The following is an 18406-nucleotide window of genomic DNA, read 5'->3' as shown; positions in this document are numbered from 1 at the left end:
TCAACCTTGATTCTTGATGATCATTGAGGACGCTGATCGTTGGGGGCCGATACCCCCACTGACAGATGCCTGGATGCTGACAATTATGTCGCCGGAATGATAAATCGGTAGGTGTGGTTCGGTGAGGGAGGCAGCGGCGGATCCAACGAGGGATCCGAAAACTGGCGTTAGGAGCAGAGTGGCGGCGCCCCCGAAGTAACCTCCGATGACAGCGATTACGTCAAAGCGCTGACTGTTCAATCTATCCGCCTGCTGACGGCTCAACGCTCGAGAAACAGCGACTCTCATCTCACAAACACGGTTACCGGCCTGCATTCTGTCGTAGAGCGCGACGAGCATTGTGTTGACCTGATAGTGCGCCCCCTTCGCCTCGCTGATATGCAACTCGCGCAGCCTCGCGCGATCTTCCGGCAGGACCACAATTTGCGAGACGTGGAAAACAATGCCGAAGTTGCCGGCGTACTCATAGGTTTTTTCGATCTGCACAACAACCTTCCCTGTGTAATACAGACGCGCCAGGCGCACCTCATCGACGTGCAGGGAAAGATGCCCAAATCAACTTCGGGCGTATGTCGTATTGCTCCGGCATGAAGGTAGGACCGATCCCAAATTAGCGATCAGTCCTTACAAAATCTCAGCCAACCTGCTCAAACCGACGACGTTTGAGGAACAGCCCTACACCCAGGGCGACGGCGAAGATCGACAGCAGCCCCAGGTCGGCCCCCAGCAGGCGGGCCTGGCTTGCCGCTACGCAGCCGACCGCGCCAGCGGCCACCAGCGCCAGGCCCAGCCACTTGCGCAGCGGGTAGGGCTTGAGAAAGCGATCGAGCAAAAAGAACAGCACCAGGGCCAGAACCAGCTGGGTAATCTCGGACATGTGCGGCTCCACTCAGGTCTTGATGATCAGGGTCGAAATGGTGCTTTGCGGGCCGATGCCGCCGTTGACCCGCGCTTCAATGCTGACCAGCACGTCGCCGGCATGGTAGGTGGGCAGGATTTCGTTGGCGTACATGCGCACACCGGCACCCACCGGGACGCCGACATAGGGCGAGGCGACGGAGCTGGCGGCGCCGGCGAAGGCCGAGGCGGCGAGGTTGGCGACCTTGGTGCGCTGGGCATTGAGCACGTCGCCCTGCTGGCGGGTCAACGGCTTGGAGATGCCGATCATCATGGTGCACGGCAGGTTTTTGGCGAGCATCTTGTCGTAGACCTCGACCACCTTGCTGTTCACTTCATAGTGAGCGCTTTTCGCTTCGCCAAAATGCAGCTCACGCAGGCGCCCGCGTTCGCTGTCGGTGAGGGTGATCTGCGAGACGTTGAAGACGATCCCGTGTTGGCCCATGTATTGGAAAGTCCCTTCGAACTTCATTGCACGCATCCTTTCGAGGCAAAGGCGGCGATTTTGTACAAGGACCGCCCTCGGTGCAAATCATTCCATCAGGCTTGTGATCAACTCGTGGCTTCGAATGCCGAGTGATAGCTGACCTGGGCCTGTGGCCACCGGCTGGTGTAGCTCCGGGCCTGGAAATACTCGGGCGGTACTCCGGGCAATACCAGCTCCGGGCGCACAACAAAGCCGAAGCGCCCGTAGTAGCCAGGATCGCCCAGCACCACGCAGCCGGCAGCGCCCAATGCTTGCAGGGCCTGCAGCGCCGCGTGCATCAACTGGCTGCCGATACCCTGGCCGTGGCGCTCGGGCGCCACCGAAATCGGGCCCAGGCCATACCAGCCGGTGCTGGCGTCAGACAGGCTGACCGGTGACAAGGCCACATGGCCGATGATGTGCCCCGCCTCTTCGGCCACCAGCGACACCGACAATTGCCCGACGCGGCGCAGGGCGTTGACGATGAAATGTTCGGTGTGGCTTGAGTGGGGTACCTGCTCGAAGGCTGCAGCGGTCAGTTGTTCGATGGCCAGGGCGTCGGCCGGGGTTTCGGGGCGCAGGATCATGGCGTTCTCGGGGGTGTGGGTGAGTATTGGCAGCCAGGCGACGGGGGCTGCGTCGATCAGTGCGCGGCATGCGCTTGCTTGATGCGGTGCAGCAGACGCGAGCGATGCAGGGCGACGCCGAGCTGAGCGGGTTGTAGCGGGGTATCGTGCATGGGCGAAGTTTGCCAGCCAAAGCGTGGGGGCTGCAAATCGGGGGTAGCCTGCCTGACTGAGTCGCCTGGTTTGTGACCGCTTCGCGGTCGATCGCTGGCAAGCCAGCTCCCACAGGGAAGGGTGCATGCCGATCCAATGTGGGAGCCGGACTTGCCGGCGATGGGGCGCGCTAGCGGCCCCGGGGTTTACTTCACCGTCTGCAGGCGCAGATCGCTGTAGTAAAAGGCGTTCTTGTCGGTGCTGGCATTGAAGAAGTAGCCGTAGTCTTCCAGGTAGAACAGGTGATTCACGCGTTTGTACTCGTCACCCTTTACGCCGCAGTCGAGTGCCTTGGCATTGCCACTCAAGCTGGCGTTGAGGGTGTTGGCCGGCAGTTGCTGTTGCACGGTGCACTCGGTGATCTTCAGATCCTTGTCGTACTGGCCAATCACGCTGTTGTTGGTCACCCCTTGCTGTGAATAGCTGAGTTTGCTGCCCACCGCCATGGTCTTCCAGTCACCCTTGAAGCTCAGGCTGGTCAGCGCGCTGCTTTCACTCATGCCGGTAAAGTCGCTTTTGCTTACCAGCGGGATCAATCCGCGCCAGGTGACCTTTTGCGCCTCATAGCCTTTGCCACGCAGGATCAGCACTTGCTGGCGGCTGTTGGCATCGACGGAGAGAAAGTGCTCTTCGCGCATGGGCGACGTCTTGCCTTTCATGGTCGAGGTGCCGACGGTTTCCAGGTAGGTTAGCGGCTGCACCGGCTTGGGCAGTTGCAGGCGCTCGAGGGCGACCATCACCGACGGGCTGACCGGCGGCATCACCCCGGTGACGATCGGTGCCTTGAAGCGCGGGCTGAACGGCGCCAGTTGCGCGAGTTTGTCCGGCGTTGCGCAGGCCAGATCGTACAGCGCCTGGTAATCGGCGTTGCTGCCGGCCACAGGCGCCGGCTTGGGCAGTGACGGGACCATGCCGTCGGTGACCCGGTTGTCGGCATCGACATCGTAGCCGGCCAGCAGGGTGTAGGTGCCGGTGCTGCAGTTGAAGCGGTGATGCTCACGCTTTTGCGCGTAGGGGGCGTTGTACGGCAGGTCGAGGAGGATGCTCGGCTGGTCGAAGGCGGCCCACAGGCTGACCTCGTCGCCGATTTTGGCGATGCTGTTGCGCTCGACCAGCACCCATGGCTCGCCCTCTTCACCTTTAAGCTTGCGCCAGTCGGGCTTTGCTTGAGCCTTGCAGGCCTGGGCGAAGCTGGGGTTATTCAGCAGGGTGGCATGGTAGCGAGCCGGCATCGGCTGCGGTGGGGCATAGCCGCTGGTGCTTTTGAAGTAGGCACGCTGGTCGGCGTCCAGGTACATGATCGCCACATTCGGCTCGATGCACGAGGCTTCGAGCTGGAAACTGCGATCACTCAGGCCGTTGTTGGCCGGTACCTTGATCTGGAAACTCAGCACATCGCCTTCGCGATACAAACTGTTGGCCGACAGCGGCTGGGCGAGCATGTTGCCGATGTACTGGTCGAGGCTGTCCTTGGAAGGCGTCGCGCAGCCCGTGAGGGTCGCGGCTGCCAGTGTGGTGATGATCAGACGTTGCACAACAAGCTCCGGTGAATCCATTCAAGGTGGCGGCATTGTAGCGAAACTTGTCTTGGGTGCCTTGGGCAATTCGCGCTTGTGCCGGGTCTTGTCGTAGGCACTGATGATGGTTGTGGCCACGGCGTCATCGACCTCTTCGCCGTGCAAAAAGGCATCGATCTGCGCGTAGCTGACGCCGTAGACCTGCTCGTCGGCCAGGCCCGGGCGTAGCTCTTCAAGGTCGGCGGTCGGCACCTTGTGTACCAGGTGTTCAGGCGCACCGAGGGCGGCGGCGATGGCCCGCACCTGGCCTTTGCCCAGCCCGCTCAGCGGCGCCAGGTCGCAGGCGCCGTCACCGAACTTGGTGAAAAAACCCATCACCGCTTCGGCGCCATGGTCGGTGCCGATCACCAGGCCATGGCGGGCATTGGCCAGGGTGTACTGAGCGAGCATGCGCAGGCGTGCCTTGACGTTGCCGAGGACAAAATCCCGCTGGCTGTCAGCCAGTGTGGCCAGTTGCGGCAGTTGCCCGGCCAGGCCCTGAACGCCATCGGCAATGTTCACCGTCACGCACTCATCGGCGCCGACAAAGGCCAGGGCCGCCTGGGCATCGGGCTCGTCATGCTGGGTGTTGTGCGGCAGGCGCATGGCGATGAAGCGGTAGCCGTTGTCGGCCTGTTCGCTGCGCAATTGCTCGACCGCCAACTGCGCCAGGCGCCCGGCGGTGGAGGAGTCGACGCCGCCACTGATGCCCAGCACCAGCACTTTCAGGCGCGCTTCGAGCAGGGTCTGTTTGATGAAGTCGATGCGCTGGCGGATCTCACTCGCCACTGCAGCACCGTCTGCGAAGGGCGCCACCACGCCCAGGGCCTGGGCAATCTCGATCTGACGACTGTTCATGTGCTGCTCCTTCACTGGCCTTCAACCTTGAACACGTGCTTGAGGTAGCTGACGAAGTTCTCGTCGCGGCATTGGGTCTTGCCCGGGCTGTCGGAGATCTTCGCCACCGGCGCGCCGTTGCAGGCGGTCATCTTGATCACGATGTTCATCGGCTCAACACCTGGAATGTCGCAGGTCAGGTTGGTGCCGATGCCGAAGCTGACGTTGATCCGCGGGCTGAGCTCGCGGTACAGGTGCAGGGTCTTGGCGAAGTTCAGGCCATCGGAAAACACCAGGGTCTTGCTTTTGGGGTCGATACCGAGTTTTTCGTAGTGGGCGATGGCCTTGTTGGCCCAGAGCAACGGGTCGCCGGAGTCGTGGCGCAGGCCGTCGAACAGCTTGGCAAAGTACAGGTCGCAGTCCTTGAGGAAGGCGTCCATGCCGATGCAATCGGTCAGGGCGATGCCCAGCAACCCGCGGTATTCCTTGACCCAGCATTCCAGCGCGGCGACCTGGCTGTCGATCAGTCGCGGGCCCAGTTGCTGGTGGGCCATGAACCATTCGTGGGCCATGGTGCCGATCGGCTTGATGTCCAGCTCGCGGGCCAGGTGCACGTTGCTGGTGCCGACAAAACGCCCCGGGAAGTCCTGCTTGAGGGTGTGTACCACGTGCTCCTGGACCCGGTAGGAAAAGCGCCGGCGGGTGCCGAAGTCGGCCAGTTGCAGGCCGGCCAGTTCCGCTGGCGAAGCCTCGGCCTTGAGCCAGTCGAGTTTCTGGTACAGGCGCTCGCCGACCTGCTCCATCACCACTTCACGGTAGCGGTAGCGGTTGCGCACTTCCGAGACGATTGCCAGCAACGGGATCTCGTAGAGGATCACGTGCAGCCAGGGTCCGCGCAGGCGGATTGCCAGTTGCCCGGCGTCATCGATGCCAACGTGCACGTAGCGCAGGTTGAAGCGGAACAGGCTGAGAAAGCGGATGAAGTCCGGCTTGATGAAGGGGATGCGCCCCAGGTACGCCAGTTGATCCTGAGTGATCGAGACCTCGGCCAGTTGCTCGATCTGGTAGCGGATCTCGGCCAGGTACGGGGTCAGGTCTTCGCTGTTGCGGCAACGGAATTCCCATTCCACCTCGGCGTTGGGGTAGTTGTGCAGTACCGCCTGCATCATGGTGATTTTGTAGAAGTCGGTGTCCAGCAGGTTCTGGATGATGCTTGGGCCGAAGACGCTCTCGCTCATGTTCATGCTCCCTTGAATGCGTTCAGTTGCTGGTCGAGGCTGGCGAGGTCGGCGCAGGCGATCACACCGTGCCCGGTCATCTCGGCCAGGGCCTCGGCGCCGCCCTGGGCGCAAATCGCCCGGCACGCCGGTTGATAGAGAAACACCTGCAAGCCTGCAGCCTGCAATTGCAGGGCGGTGTTCTTGACGCAGAAATCCAGGGCCAGGCCGCCGACGATCACCGCCTGCACGCCATGCACCTTGAGGTATTCGATGACTCCGGTGGAGCGGCGGTTGGCCAGGTCGTGGTAGCAGGCGCCGTAAGGGTGCAGGTCGGGCTCGATGCCTTTCCAGACGAAGAAGTCGTAATCGATCGGCGCGGGCAGGCCGGCCAGCAGCTCGAAGCCCGGCGTGCCCGGTACGCAGTGGCTGACCCAGGTCAGGTCGGCGTTGGCCATGCCCAGCGGCTGCAGCATCTCGGCGTGGCTGCTGACCACCCAGGCGGCTTTTGGCGTGTGCGCATCCTTGCTGCCGATGCGCAGGCTGGCGCGTTCGGCCATGGCGTTGAGGGCCGGGGCGATCTCGGCGCCGCCGGGTACCGGTAACTCATTGGGGGCGTTGTCGGTGAAGCTGTTCTGGGCGTCGACATCGAAGCTGGCGATTTTCATGCGGTGCCTCCTGCGCTGGGTGTGGACACATAATTCACTAGGTGTAATATGTATGTCAACCGCTTTTTCTTTTTCACAAGCAATCATGGTGGATATAGTATGCATAGTGAAATATATGAGTCGGCTCCGGTACGGTTTCGCCTGGCGGTCTACGGTGGGGCCTTTGACCCGCCGCACCCCGGGCATTTGAGCGTGATCACCCGGGCGCTGCAGTGGGCCGAGCAGGTGCTCGTGGTGCCCAGTTACCGGCATGCCCATGGCAAGCGCATGGTCGACTTCGACCTGCGCTGGCGCTGGTTGCAGCGGCTGATCGCGCGCCTGGATAACCCGCGGGTCAGTTGCTCGGCGGTGGAGCGCGAGCTGGGCGGCGAGGGCGGGGCGGTGTACAGCTATGATTTGCTCTGTGCCTTGAGCGAGCGCAGCGGTATTGCCCGCGCTGATATCGCCCTGCTCATCGGCGAGGATAACCAGGCCAATGTCGCGGGCTTTTACCGAGGCCAGGAACTGCTGGCAGACTTCGGCCTGCTGGTAGCCGAGGAGCAACTGGGCGTGCACAGCTCGGCGATCCGCGCCGGCCTGCGCAGTGGCCAGGCGCTGCCGGCGGCCTGGTGCCTGGCCGACATCGTTGACGAGTTTGAGGTGTATAGGAGTCCACAGTGAGTGCTGCAGAAGTACTGGCCAGCGTCGACATCGTCGCGTTGCGCCTGCATCCCGAAAGCAAACAGCTGCAAGTGTTGCTCTACCGGCGCGAGCGCGCGCCCCACGAAGGTGAATGGGCGCTGCCGGGGGTGATCGTCAACGGCCGCACCCCGGACAACACCCTGGCGGCCGCGGCGGACCGGGCGATGAGCGAAAAAGCGCGGGTTTTGCCGCGTCACCTGGAACAGGTGGGCACCGAAGGCAACGCCTTTCGCGACCCGCGCGGCTGGTCGATGAGCACCTACTACCTGGCCTTGCTCGGCCCGCAGGTCGAGGCGGGCAGCGAGCAGCTGTGCTTTGTCGACGTCGCCAGCGTCATCGGCCGCAAGCGGGTGCTGCCGTTCGACCATAACCTGCTGGTGCAACTGGCCTGCGAGCGCCTGGCCTCCAAGGCGGTGTACACCAACCTGCCGCTGTACCTGGCGCCGGAGCGATTCACCGTGCTCGACGCCCTGAACGCGGTGCAGGCTTGCCTGGGTCACCCGGTCAACAACACCTCCCTGCGCAAGCGCCTGGAGCGCATGAAGGACGAAGGCTGGATTCGCGACACCGGCGAAAAGAACTTCCCGAAAATGGGCCGGCCGCAGCAACTGTTCGAACACACGCCAAAAGCCGAGACGCCGTTCGTGTTTGACCGTAGCCTGTTGCCCGAGCGCTCTGGCGCCTGAGCCAAAACACAAAAAGGGACATCACATGCCGAACCTGGAATGGCTTGAACAGCACATGCAGCACTGCGACACCTTCGCTGAGCGGCTGTACCGGCAGTTCAGCTACGAATACGCCGGTATCCCGCTCAAGCAATGGCAGCGCGAGTTTGCCGAGGGCCAGCGCAACGGCGACTGGCAATGCCTGGTGGCGCTGCACGATGGCCGCTTGCTTGGCGGTGCGGCGCTGGCTCGCGACGACTTGCCCGGGCGCCCGGAGCTTGGGCCCTGGCTTGCGTGTGTGCTGGTTGAACCGCAAGCGCGCGGGCAAGGCCTGGCGGAAAAACTGATTGAAGGAATCTGCCAGCAGGCCCGGGAGCGCGGCGTGGCCACCCTGTACCTGCACACCCATGACCAGAGCGCGTACTACGCCAAACGCGGCTGGAGCGTGCGCGAGCAGTTCGAGGCGTGGGGCAAGGCGCAGTGGTTGATGTCGCGGGAGTTGCTTGGCCAGTAGGCCCTTAGCTTCGCAGGTAGCTGTCGTGTAGGTCTTTGAGTGGCCGAGCAACCTTTAGGGCCTGCTCAACCGCCATGAGCTCCCGACCTTCCAGCGTGCGCCGGCCAAACGAATAGAAAGCGCCGCCCGGGTCGACATGCGCCGAGAACAGCCCGAAAACCTCATCGCCTGTCACCTCGAGCAGCAGATCCATATGCGCTTCAAACGGCGTGCAGGCACTCAGGTAGGTCAGCCCCCCGACCACCGCGCTGGCACTCCAGCAGGCTTCTTCCAGGGCAATGATCGGCCCTTGTTCTGTAGCGATTTGCCCCAGCGACCAGGCGCTCTGCTCGCGTGGCAGCGACCTGAGCATGGGCAGTAGTTGCTCGCTACCAAGGATGTCGAGTTCATGGCTGTCGCCCCTGCTGCAGAGCACCTTTGCCTTGAGCAAATAGCTCTGGGCAATTTCCGAAGGCTGTTCGCTCCAGCCATTGATGGCGGACAGCGGCGGGCACCATAGCAGTTGCACGGTCTCGCCAGCCTGCACAGCATAGTGCCGGTCGAACTGCGCCCAGGTCTTGTCGCCGGCTTTCGGCACAATGGCCTGCAGGTCAAGGGTCGGCGCGCTGTAGTCAATGCCGGGCACGTTGCGCCAGCTTGAGGGCCAGCAGGTTTTCAGGGGGGGAGGCATCAGATCGGTTTGCTGGTTGGCCAAGGGTAGTACGGATGCTAATGAGTGGTTAGCATTGCTGTCCACTTCGCAAGGATCGCCGATGAACATCTTCAAAAAACTGCTCGACGCATTTAAACAGCCAGCGTCCCAGGAAACCCCGCCAATCCTGCAAGCTGAAGCCGACAACCAGGCCGCCAGGCTTGCCAGCGAAGCCTGCCTGGATCGTCACTGGAGCAGTGTCGGCACAGTGGAGCGCGATGTCCTGGCTTACCTCATCAGCCCCAGCTTTGCCGGTGGTCCGCACTGGCCCTCGACCCGCCAGGCCTACCGCGTGGTGCGCCGTGGCGACTCGATCATCCTGGCAACCGAAGGCTTGTCCGACCCGTTCGACGATGACCAGGGGCAGGGCAATGGTTTCGAGATGGAGTTGTTCGTCGAAACCCCGGACATTCCCGAACATGCCCGTGGGCCGTTGGGCGAAGTCGACCCGTTCAAGCGCAGCTGGGCCTTCGAGCTGATCGAGAACATCGCCAAGACCGTGGCCGATGCCGGTGGCATCACCCAGCAGTTGGAGCGCTACGGCGCGCTGTCCCTGGAGCTGCCCGGGTTCAGTGAATCGCACCACATAGCCAGTCAGGTGCCCAAACACTTCGTCACCGACGACGACAGCATCGGTGTACTGTTGGGCGGCCCGGCGCCAGACTTCCCGACCCGCCTTCAAGACATGCCGCTATCGCCCGTCACCTTGGTACCGGTGGTGCTGATCACCGCGGCGGAGCTTGAGTACATCCGCGCCGGCGGCGGCGCGGCTCGTGCCGATCTGGTCAGCCGCCTACAGGCGGCCGGAGTGGGGCATGTCAGCAGCCTGCAGCGCGCCAGCGTGGTGTGATGCGGCCGTTTCAGTCAACACATCAATTATTGCCCGACTTGCGACCGCTACGCGTTCGATCGCTGGCAAGGCCAGCGCCCACAAGGTTTACGCTGCTCTGCGGATCAAGCGCCCTGACGGCGCATGGTCAGGATCGCCGCGCCAAAGCAGATAAACGTCGAACCCACCACCCGGCTGACCCAGCGTGAGAACGCCGGCCGGGTCAGGACGCCCTTGGCCCGCGAGGCGAGGGCGGCGTACAGGCTTAGCGAGGTCAGCGACAAGGCCATGAAGATCGCCGTAAGGATCAGGAACTGCGGCAGCAGCGCGGCGCTCTGGTCGATGAACTGCGGGAACAGCGCGGTGAAGAACATCGTTGCCTTGGGGTTGGTGGCAGCGGTGAGGAACGCCGATTTGTACAGCTTCAAGCGCGATGGCTTGACCTGTTCCTGGCCTGCGGCAACGTCGCTCGCCAGCATCGGGCTCTTTTTCATCAGCTGTTTGGCACCGAGGTAGAACAGGTAGCCGGCGCCGAGGATCTTCACCGCGTTGAACAGCCATTCGGAGCTGGCCAGCAGGGCACCCAGGCCGAGCATGGCCGCCGCTGACAGGCAGAACAGCCCGCTGGCATTGCCCAGTGAAGACCACACCGCGAAACGCGGCCCATAGGCCAGGCTGTTGTTGATCGCCATCAGCGTGGCGGGGCCAGGGCTGGCGATGGCAATCGCGGCAACCAGGGTGAAGGCAAGCAGTGCGTGAAGATCCATTTTCAGGCTCTAGAAGGTGGAGTAGGCACAGAATGTAACAGGATCAGCCACCGCTCTGCTCGGCAAACCACTGCATCACCAGCGCACACGCCGGATGCCCGGCCCCTGCAGCTTGCAGACACAGCGAATAGACCCCGCCGGTTTTCAGCGGCTGGCCGAACGGCACGATCAGCACGCCGCGATCGATCGACTCCTGCGCCAGGGTCAGGTCGGTCATCGCCACCCCCAGGCCACGCGCTGCCGCATCCAGGGCCAGTTCGTCGAGGTTGAAGGGCAGGTGCCGGTAATCCGCCAGCGCCTTGTTACCCCGCGCCGCCAGCCATTGGCTCCAGGTCTGCTGGTCGGTGGAGCCATGGAGCAAGGCGAAGCGGCTCAGGCCGGCCTCTGAGCCCAGCCCCAGGCCGGGTTTGCACACCGGCACCAGGGTTTCCTCGAACAGCGTCGTGCAGGCAGGATCGCTGGACGGCGCCGGCAGGTAAACGATGTAGGCATCGCTTTCACTGCCCGGCTCGACAAGCTCTGTGGCCACGGTCTCGATCGCCAGCGAGATGTCCGGGTGCAAGCGATAGAACTCGTTGAGCCGCGGCAGCAGCCAGCGCACCGCCAGCGACACATGCATGCGGATGCGGAACGGGCGCTGTTGCGGCGACAGGCGTTGTTCAAGGCTTTGCAGTTGCTCGAGAATGCTCCGCGCGCTGGCCAGCACCTGCTCGCCCTCGGCGGTGAGCTGCAGGCTGCGGCTGCTGCGCACGAACATGGCCACGCCAAAGTGGCTCTCCAGCAACTGGATCTTGCGGCTCACCGCGCTCTGGGTCAGGCACAGGCGGTGCGCGGCCTGGGTGAAGCTGCCGGCATCGGCAACGGCGACCAGCGCCTGCAGGGCTTGCAGCGAAGGCAGGTGGCGAACTTTATCCATGCGTTTTTCGAATGCCCCGATGAATTTATAACGTTGGCTGAATCGGCATAGACCTTTTAGATTCTGGCCATGGCAACCGCCACCAGCATAAAACGTCCATGCGCTGTGTGCATACAGGTCGAGAGGTAATGCATGAAAAACCAATGTGGCTGGATTGCCCTGGCGGGCAGTTCACCGGCACGCGCTCGGCTGAGCGGCGCACAAAAAGCCGACTGGCTGGTGATCGGCGCCGGCATCACCGGGCTCAGCGCCGCCCATGCCCTGGCCGAGATGCACCCGCAGGCGCGGGTTGTCGTGGTCGATCGCCAGAGCGCTGCGCAAGGCGCGTCGGCGCGCAATTCCGGTTTTGTCGTCGCCCATGAGCACCCGGCAGACAGCGAACTGCTGGGGCGCCCGGGCTTTGCCGACTACGAAATCGACACCACGATCGGCCAGGCCGCCAGCAACGAAGTGCGCCAGCGCATCGCGCGCCACAACATCGACTGCGAGTTTCGTGACGACGGCTACTTTTTTGCGGTCAACGACCCAGACAAACTCAGCCAGGTCGAAGCCAAGCTGGCAACCCTGCGTGCCGTGGGTGCCGAGGCGCAGTTCCTGCAAGGCGCGGCGCTCAAGCACAGGCTTGGTAGCGGTCATTACCAGGCAGCGATCTGGTGCGCCAACGGCAATGCCTTGCTGCAACCGGCCAGGTACGTGAAAGGCTTGCTCGATGCATTGCCAGCCAGTGTCACGCTGTACGAAGACACCGATATCAGCGGCCTTGAGCGCCTCGGCCAGGGCCGGATTCGCGCCAACAGCGCCGATGGCAGTATCGAAGCCAGGCAGGTGCTGGTGTGCCTGAATGCTTTTATCCCGCGTGCCGGCATCGACCACAGCGCCACCTTTGCCATGGAGCTCAGCGCCAGCCTCACCCGGCCGATGACCGACGCCGAGTTCCGCGCCATCGGCAACGTCGAGCCCTGGGGCGTGCTCTCGACCCGGCCGCTGGGCGCCACAGTACGCCTGACTCCGGACCGCCGGATGATGATCCGCAACACTGCCGAATACCGTGCCCGCGACCTCAACCCGAGTGAACTGGCCCAGCGTCAGCGGCACCACCTGCGCGGCCTGCAGCGGCGCTTTCCGTGGTTTGGCGCCGAAGACATCCAGTTCACCTGGAGCGGCCACCTCAGCGCCTCGCGCTCCGGCCAGCCGTATTTCGCCCGGGTCGAGGAGGGCGTGTTTGCCGTGGCCGGCTGCAATGGTTCGGGTGTCGCCCGCGGCACCCTGTGGGGGCGCTTGCTGGCAGAGCTTGCCAGCGGCCAAAGCTCACCGCTGCTGACCTCGGTCATGGCCCGCGCACAACCCGGCTGGCTGCCGCCCAAACCGCTGCTCGACATCGGTGCCATGCTGCGTATGCGCGTGGAAGCGCTGCGAGCCAGGACCGAAATCTGACCCACCTAGCCCAACAAAAACAAAGCTCGCCAAAAGGTGATTGATCATGCCATTCAAAGCCCTGCCCCTGTTTGCCTTGCTCGCCACCTGTGCCACTGCCGCCCAGGCGGTAGAAGAAGTGAACATCTCCAACTGGAACGGCTACATCGCCGACGACACCTTGCCCAGCTTCACCAAGGCGACCGGTATCAAGGCCACCTACGACATTCATGACAGCAACGAGGTGCTCGAGTCCAAGCTGATGACCGGCAACACCGGCTATGACGTGGTCAGCCCCTCCAACCACTTCATGTCGCGGCTGATCAAGGCCGGGGCGATCCAGCCCCTGGACCGCAGCCAGTTGCCCAACTGGAAGAACCTCGACCCGCTGCTGATGAAAAAGCTCGAGGTCAACGACCCGGGCAACCAGTACGGTTTTCCCTACATGTGGGGCACCGCCGGTATCGGCTACAACGTCGAGAAGATCAAGGCGATCTTCGGCAGCACCGACGTCACCCGTTCGTGGAAGCTGTTCTTTGACGAAGAGAGCATCAACAAGCTCAGCCACTGTGGCGTGGCGATCATCGACAACCCGACGCAGATCCTGCCGATCACCCTCAACTACCTCGGCCTGCCGCACCACAGCCACACACCTGCGCACTACAAGCAGGCCGAGCAGGCGCTGCTGAAGATCCGCCCCTATGTGCAGTACTTTCATGCCTCCAAGTACATCAGTGACCTGGCCAACGGCAATATCTGCGCGGTGATCGGCTTCAACGGTGACGTGGTCCAGGCCGCGGCCAGCGCCAGGGAAGCCAACAATGGCATCGAGATCGCCTATTCGATCCCGGAGGAGGGCTCGACCCTGTGGATGGACATGCTGGTCATCCCCAAAAGCGCGCCCCATGAGAAAAACGCCTACGCCTACCTCAACTACCTGCTCGACCCGCAGGTGATCGCCAACGTCAGCAACAGCATCCACTACGCCAACCCTAACAGCGCGGCGGATGCGTTCCTGGCGCCGGCGGTCAAGGACGATGCGGCGATCTATCCACCCAAGCGCGTGATGGAAAAACTCTTCACCGTCGAAGACCTGCCGCCGGCCATCGCCCGCCTGAGCACGCGGCTGTGGACCAGGCTCAAGTCCAACACCTGAGCCCTCGAGGCGCTGTCAGGTCTTGGCAGGCGCCTGCAATGAGGCCATGTCGATGACGAAGCGGTAGCGCACATCGGAGCGCTCCATGCGCTCGAAGGCCTCGTTGATCTGCTCCATGCGGATCATTTCGCAGTCGGGCAGGATGTTCTTCTTGGCGCAGAAATCGAGCATCTCCTGAGTCTGGGCAATCCCGCCAATCGGCGAGCCGGCCAGGCGCCGGCGGCCGAGGATCAAGGGTACGGTCTGTTGCTCGTCGATCGGCCCGACCTGGCCGACGATCACCAGGGTGGCGTCGATGTCGAGCAAGGCCATGTAGGGCGAAACGTCGTGGCGCACCGGGATGGTGTCGATGATCAGATCGAAGCTTGAACGGGCGCTGGCCATGGCCTTGGCGTCGGCGGACACCAGCAGCTGGTCGGCACCCAGGGCCAGGGCGTCGGCGAGCTTGTCGGCGCTGCGGCTGACCACGGTGACATCGGCGCCCATGCCAGCAGCCAGTTTCACCGCCATATGGCCCAGGCCGCCCAGGCCCAGCACCGCCACCCGGCTGCCGGGGCCCACATTCCAGGTGCGCAGCGGCGAGTAGGTGGTGATCCCGGCGCACAGCAGCGGCGCCGCCTTGGCCAGGTCCAGGCCTTCGGGCACGCGCAGGACGAATTCCTCGCGCACCACAAGGTGCTTGGAGTAACCGCCGTAGGTCGGCGCCCTGGTGATGCGGTCCAGGCCATTGTAGGTCTGGGTGTTGGTCTCGCGGCACAGTTGTTCTTCGCCCTTGCGGCATTGGTCGCACTGCTGGCAGGAGTCGACCATGCACCCCACCGCCACGGCGTCGCCGACCTTGTAGCGTTTCACCTCGCTGCCGATTGCCGTGACCCGGCCGACGATCTCGTGCCCGGGCACGATCGGGTAGCGGCTGATGCCCCAGTCGTCGCGGGCCTGGTGCAGGTCGGAGTGGCACACCCCGCAGTAGAGGATCTCCATGGCTACGTCGTTGGCACGCAGCTCGCGGCGTTCGAACGGGAAGGGGGCGAGGGGCGCGTCGGGCCGTTGCGCTGCATATCCGATGGTGTACATAGGCACCTCTGAAGGTTACGGACGGAGGGCAAGCTCAGCGCTTCAATATAGCTACCCGGGCGACTTTTGCCGGCCGTAGCCTCAGGCGACCAATGGTGGCGTTATGTCAGTGAAGCGGTTTGACAGGGTATTCACCGTGGCTATGATCCAGAAACAGCCCATGAGCAGGGAGCACAGGGCATGAGCACCGTTTCAGTTGTGCCGATCATCGATATATCGGAAAGCATGAGCCAATATGGGCACGTCGAGCAGGCGCTGATCGACACCCAGGCGTTCCTGCGCCTGCACAAGGCCGGCGACAAGCTCGCGGTGGTCGCCTGTGACCACAAGGCGCGCACGGTATTCACCGGCAACGGCGGCCTGGCCACGGTCGACCCGCTGCTCAACATCACCGCCAGCGCCGCCACCGCGGTCGCCGGGCTGGCCTTTGACGGGCTGTCCAGCGCCATCGGCCTGGGCTTGCAGCACAGTCGCAGTTTTCTCGACGCCTCGCGGCTGTCCCGCGCCTGCGTGCTGCTCAGCGACGGCCAGCACAACGACGGGCCGTCACCGCTGGAGGTGCTGCCGATCTACCCGGTGATGGCCTGCGCCCTCGGCCCGCAGGCAGACCAGCACCTGTTGCAGCAGATTGCTCAGCGCACCGGTGGTCGCTACTTCTATGCGCCGCGGGCGGTGGACTTGATGAAGGTCTACAACCAGATCCGCGCCTCCAGTGCCAGGGCGGCGTTGCTGAACAACCAGTTGTGCGATATCGCCCAGCATGGCTACCAGTTGATTCCGGTGGTGATCGGCCAGCGCCCGGGTGCTGCGCAGTTGTCGCTGGTGTGGTCGCGCCGCGAAGTCAGCTACACCAGCGCCAGCCCGCGCGGCAATCAGCTCTCAGTAAGCCTGGTCGACCCCAGCGGCGCCGTCAGCCTGCGGGCGCCGAGCATCATCGGTGCCGGTTTTGTCATCTTCAATATTCCCCAGCCGGCACCGGGGCAATGGTACCTGCAGGTCGAGTTCGCCGGCAGCGGGCAATCGATCAGTTGCACCGCCGGGGCGTTGCAGCACGGGGCAACGGTGCGCAGCGGCCTGGCCGACATCCGTCTGAGCGTGGAGATGGCCGCGCGGCACACGGCCGGCCAGCCGCTGTCGCTGACGGTGCACCTGGAGGCCGGTGGCGAAGTGCTCAGCAATGTCCGCGCCCATGCCATCGTGCAGGGGCCGACCATCAGCCTGGCCGACGCCCTGGTCAAATACGACGACCAGCTCTACACCGTGCAGGCGCTGCCGTTCGACCGCGCCCAGGGCATCGCCGAACCCCTGGCGCGCCTGGCGGCGCTGCGTCATACCTTGCTGCCGGAACTGGACATCCTCGCCCATCAGGAGCGGGTGGTGCATCTGGGCAGCGGCGCCGGTCAACTCGGTACCTGGCTCGACACCCCGGTGCCAGGCTCCTACAGCGTGCAGGTAGTGGTCAGCGGTGAAAGCCAGGCTTCAGGACCGTTCCAGCGTTGTGAGCTGGTCAGTGTGCTGGTGACTTAAGTAGCATCACTGAGCGCCGTTGCAGGCCCACCAGTAGAAGGCGGCCATCTCTACGTCAGCAGGCGTCCATTGCTGATAGTGCCCGCTAGCGGCGCACTGGAAGTAATGGCCGGTGGCGTTCATGGCAGCGGCAATACCGTCGAGCAGCGGAAGATAAGCGTCGATGTAGTGGTTCAGATTGTGGTTGAGGTCTGGCGCGTTGAATGTTTCCAGGCGGGAACGATCATGATTTGCGGTGCTCCATCTGCGTAGAAATTCGGTTTGCACACCTGGGGGGGACAAGGAGTTGGTGAAGTAGGAGGCATGGCGGTCGACAGCGGCACCTTTCACTGGCTGGCAGAACCGGTAGATTTTCGACGCAATCACCAGGCTTACTCCCGGCAGTTGGCAAAGCGCGTGCAAGCCAGCGGTTAGAGAGTTTGGTGACGAGCAAAGCTGCAAGGCATTTTGCATCAGCAGTCGCTCATGAGCTGTAGCTTGAGCGATCAACTGGTGAATGTTGGCCTGGTTCCCTGCCCAGGCCGAGACATTCAGGACAATCAAATGTGCTGTTGTTGGGGTAAGCGGATTTAGCCAAGCGGCGACCTGGGACTCCAGGTTGATGATGCGTTGCTGGCTGCAGGCATTACTGTCGTGTAGCGGCCAGGCGTAGCCGTGGCGTGCTGTAAGCAGCAGGTCTACCAACACCGGACTGGGTGACCAAATACCTGCGTTGTGCGTAACAAAACTGCCTGCAGGCAAACTTGGTGCCGAGAGTGGAGGGGGCATTGAAACTCCGCAGTTGAGGCGTGTAGCTACAGATGGATTGATTCGGGGCGGGCTTCGACTGCTCCCGGGCGCTCCCAGGATAGCGCTGGCTGGGTGCGTACCAGATCGAGTCGGGTCCCGCTGAGACGATAGCTGTTCAGATGTTTGAACCAGCGGTCGCCGCTGTCCTTCTCGAAGGTAACGATGAACAGCAACAGTGATTCGTCGGCCTGTTGCCATTCGCTCTGAGCCTTTTCGAGCACAGATTCAAGCGCCGCAGCATTGCAATAGGAGATAAAGGTCGAAAACAGCGGCTGGTCTTTTCGAGCATGCAGTTTGCGGATTTCGTTGACGGTATCCTTCTGCGCTTCGATCCATTCCCATTCAATGTTCGAGACGACCTGACCATTGGGATAGGACATTACTGCATCGAGGCGACCGTTTTTTTCGTACAACGTGCGCGCTCCCAGCAGACTGCCACATTCGCGCACCACGAAGCCCACATGGGCTGTCCAGTTTGCCGGGTTGGTGTACTGGCCTGTGACGACGGGGAAGTCCTTGTACCAGTGGCAATTGAACAGAGTCATGAAGTCTTGTTCGATCTGTTGCATGCAACCCGCTCCATGGGGGATGAAAGGCATAGATGCTACTAAAAGGCCATCATCTCATCCAGAGATGTTTACTCCACTTAATTTATTGCACCTGTCGTTCGTTCTCTTGAAAGCCACCGTACGCCATTGGCGTGACGGGCCCAATCAATCGAGGAGACAGGCAATGACATCGGTATTCGACCGCGAAGACATCGTGTTCCAGGTGGTGGTCAACCACGAAGAGCAGTATTCGATCTGGCCCGACTACAAGGCGATCCCGGCGGGCTGGCGGACCGTGGGCAAAAGCGGCCTGAAAAAAGAATGCCTGGCCTACATCGACGAAGTCTGGACCGATATGCGTCCTTTGAGCCTGCGCCAGAAGATGGCCGAAACCGCTGCGGCGCAGTAAGGGGCGG

22 protein-coding genes are annotated in these 18406 nt (G+C 62.8%); 8 read left to right on the top strand and 14 right to left on the bottom strand.

Annotated elements, in window-relative coordinates:
- From UB48_RS05340 to UB48_RS05305, 8 genes are all read right to left on the bottom strand, one after another.
- A complete protein-coding gene (locus tag UB48_RS05340; protein WP_045194671.1) occupies positions 1 to 486 on the bottom strand; it encodes a hypothetical protein in 486 nt (161 codons plus the stop codon).
- Positions 487 to 634: 148 nt separating this feature from the next.
- Positions 635 to 877: a hypothetical protein gene (locus UB48_RS05335; protein WP_045194670.1), complete on the bottom strand. Its 243-nt coding sequence runs from the start codon at positions 875 to 877 to the stop codon at positions 635 to 637.
- A gap of 12 nt (positions 878 to 889) precedes the next feature.
- Positions 890 to 1369: a hypothetical protein gene (locus UB48_RS05330; RefSeq protein WP_045194668.1), complete on the bottom strand. Its 480-nt coding sequence runs from the start codon at positions 1367 to 1369 to the stop codon at positions 890 to 892.
- An 80-nt stretch (positions 1370 to 1449) separates the two neighbouring features.
- Positions 1450 to 1950, bottom strand: coding sequence for a GNAT family N-acetyltransferase (locus UB48_RS05325; RefSeq protein ID WP_045194666.1), 501 nt, complete (start codon positions 1948 to 1950; stop codon positions 1450 to 1452).
- A 338-nt stretch (positions 1951 to 2288) separates the two neighbouring features.
- Positions 2289 to 3677 carry a hypothetical protein gene (locus UB48_RS05320; protein ID WP_156160173.1) on the bottom strand — a complete coding sequence of 463 codons (1389 nt, stop codon included), beginning with the start codon at positions 3675 to 3677 and terminating at the stop codon, positions 2289 to 2291.
- A 21-nt stretch (positions 3678 to 3698) separates the two neighbouring features.
- The gene (nadE, locus tag UB48_RS05315) at positions 3699 to 4556 is read right to left on the bottom strand and encodes an ammonia-dependent NAD(+) synthetase (RefSeq protein ID WP_045194663.1); all 858 of its coding nucleotides are present in this window, start codon (positions 4554 to 4556) and stop codon (positions 3699 to 3701) included.
- 11 nt (positions 4557 to 4567) lie between these two features.
- Positions 4568 to 5773 carry a nicotinate phosphoribosyltransferase gene (gene pncB / locus UB48_RS05310; protein ID WP_045194661.1) on the bottom strand — a complete coding sequence of 402 codons (1206 nt, stop codon included), beginning with the start codon at positions 5771 to 5773 and terminating at the stop codon, positions 4568 to 4570.
- A 2-nt stretch (positions 5774 to 5775) separates the two neighbouring features.
- Positions 5776 to 6420, bottom strand: coding sequence for a nicotinamidase (locus UB48_RS05305; protein ID WP_045194659.1), 645 nt, complete (start codon positions 6418 to 6420; stop codon positions 5776 to 5778).
- Positions 6421 to 6519: 99 nt separating this feature from the next.
- Between UB48_RS05305 and UB48_RS05300 the strand changes: the two genes are divergently transcribed.
- The 3 genes from UB48_RS05300 to UB48_RS05290 are packed head-to-tail and all read left to right on the top strand — an operon-like array spanning position 6520 to position 8280.
- Positions 6520 to 7080 carry an adenylyltransferase/cytidyltransferase family protein gene (locus UB48_RS05300; protein WP_045194657.1) on the top strand — a complete coding sequence of 187 codons (561 nt, stop codon included), beginning with the start codon at positions 6520 to 6522 and terminating at the stop codon, positions 7078 to 7080.
- Complete coding sequence (locus UB48_RS05295) at positions 7077 to 7787, top strand: NUDIX hydrolase (protein WP_045194655.1); 711 nt, start codon at positions 7077 to 7079, stop codon at positions 7785 to 7787. Before UB48_RS05300 ends, UB48_RS05295 begins: the two co-directional genes overlap by 4 nt.
- 25 nt (positions 7788 to 7812) lie before the next feature.
- Positions 7813 to 8280, top strand: coding sequence for a GNAT family N-acetyltransferase (locus UB48_RS05290; RefSeq protein ID WP_045194653.1), 468 nt, complete (start codon positions 7813 to 7815; stop codon positions 8278 to 8280).
- Positions 8281 to 8284: 4 nt separating this feature from the next.
- Here the strand turns inward: UB48_RS05290 and UB48_RS05285 are convergent, their stop codons facing one another.
- Positions 8285 to 9040, bottom strand: coding sequence for a hypothetical protein (locus UB48_RS05285; protein WP_275558911.1), 756 nt, complete (start codon positions 9038 to 9040; stop codon positions 8285 to 8287).
- On the opposite strand from UB48_RS05285, the gene UB48_RS05280 reads away from it, so the two are divergent.
- Complete coding sequence (locus tag UB48_RS05280) at positions 9033 to 9821, top strand: suppressor of fused domain protein (RefSeq protein ID WP_045194651.1); 789 nt, start codon at positions 9033 to 9035, stop codon at positions 9819 to 9821. The genes UB48_RS05285 and UB48_RS05280 overlap by 8 nt on opposite strands.
- Before the next feature lie 104 nt (positions 9822 to 9925).
- Here the strand turns inward: UB48_RS05280 and UB48_RS05275 are convergent, their stop codons facing one another.
- Both UB48_RS05275 and UB48_RS05270 read right to left on the bottom strand, forming a co-directional pair.
- Positions 9926 to 10567: a LysE family translocator gene (locus tag UB48_RS05275; RefSeq protein WP_045194649.1), complete on the bottom strand. Its 642-nt coding sequence runs from the start codon at positions 10565 to 10567 to the stop codon at positions 9926 to 9928.
- A 43-nt stretch (positions 10568 to 10610) separates the two neighbouring features.
- Positions 10611 to 11483 (bottom strand): LysR family transcriptional regulator, encoded by an 873-nt coding sequence (locus tag UB48_RS05270; RefSeq protein ID WP_045194647.1) that lies wholly within the window; start codon positions 11481 to 11483, stop codon positions 10611 to 10613.
- Between the two features lie 132 nt (positions 11484 to 11615).
- Here UB48_RS05270 and UB48_RS05265 point away from each other — a divergent pair, with 132 nt between their 5' ends.
- Both UB48_RS05265 and UB48_RS05260 read left to right on the top strand, forming a co-directional pair.
- A complete protein-coding gene (locus UB48_RS05265) occupies positions 11616 to 12917 on the top strand; it encodes an FAD-binding oxidoreductase (protein ID WP_045194646.1) in 1302 nt (433 codons plus the stop codon).
- A 46-nt stretch (positions 12918 to 12963) separates the two neighbouring features.
- Positions 12964 to 14052: a polyamine ABC transporter substrate-binding protein gene (locus tag UB48_RS05260; protein ID WP_045194644.1), complete on the top strand. Its 1089-nt coding sequence runs from the start codon at positions 12964 to 12966 to the stop codon at positions 14050 to 14052.
- A gap of 15 nt (positions 14053 to 14067) precedes the next feature.
- Here the strand turns inward: UB48_RS05260 and UB48_RS05255 are convergent, their stop codons facing one another.
- The gene (locus tag UB48_RS05255; protein WP_045194642.1) at positions 14068 to 15126 is read right to left on the bottom strand and encodes an NAD(P)-dependent alcohol dehydrogenase; all 1059 of its coding nucleotides are present in this window, start codon (positions 15124 to 15126) and stop codon (positions 14068 to 14070) included.
- A 180-nt stretch (positions 15127 to 15306) separates the two neighbouring features.
- Here UB48_RS05255 and UB48_RS05250 point away from each other — a divergent pair, with 180 nt between their 5' ends.
- A complete protein-coding gene (locus UB48_RS05250; protein ID WP_045194640.1) occupies positions 15307 to 16653 on the top strand; it encodes a VWA domain-containing protein in 1347 nt (448 codons plus the stop codon).
- 6 nt (positions 16654 to 16659) lie between these two features.
- Here UB48_RS05250 and UB48_RS05245 read toward each other — a convergent pair whose 3' ends face one another.
- A complete protein-coding gene (locus UB48_RS05245) occupies positions 16660 to 17421 on the bottom strand; it encodes a hypothetical protein (protein ID WP_156160172.1) in 762 nt (253 codons plus the stop codon).
- A 26-nt stretch (positions 17422 to 17447) separates the two neighbouring features.
- Positions 17448 to 18011, bottom strand: coding sequence for a hypothetical protein (locus tag UB48_RS05240; protein ID WP_052676485.1), 564 nt, complete (start codon positions 18009 to 18011; stop codon positions 17448 to 17450).
- A gap of 163 nt (positions 18012 to 18174) precedes the next feature.
- Between UB48_RS05240 and UB48_RS05235 the strand changes: the two genes are divergently transcribed.
- Positions 18175 to 18399, top strand: a complete 225-nt coding sequence (locus UB48_RS05235) for an MbtH family protein (RefSeq protein ID WP_038994517.1) — start codon at positions 18175 to 18177, stop codon at positions 18397 to 18399.
- Positions 18400 to 18406: the final 7 nt, after the last annotated feature.

The sequence above is a fragment of the Pseudomonas sp. 2(2015) genome, assembly GCF_000955865.1.
In the GTDB taxonomy this organism is placed as follows: domain Bacteria; phylum Pseudomonadota; class Gammaproteobacteria; order Pseudomonadales; family Pseudomonadaceae; genus Aquipseudomonas.
Note: the sequence above shows the minus strand (reverse complement) of the source record. Positions and strands in the feature narration are given on the sequence as shown.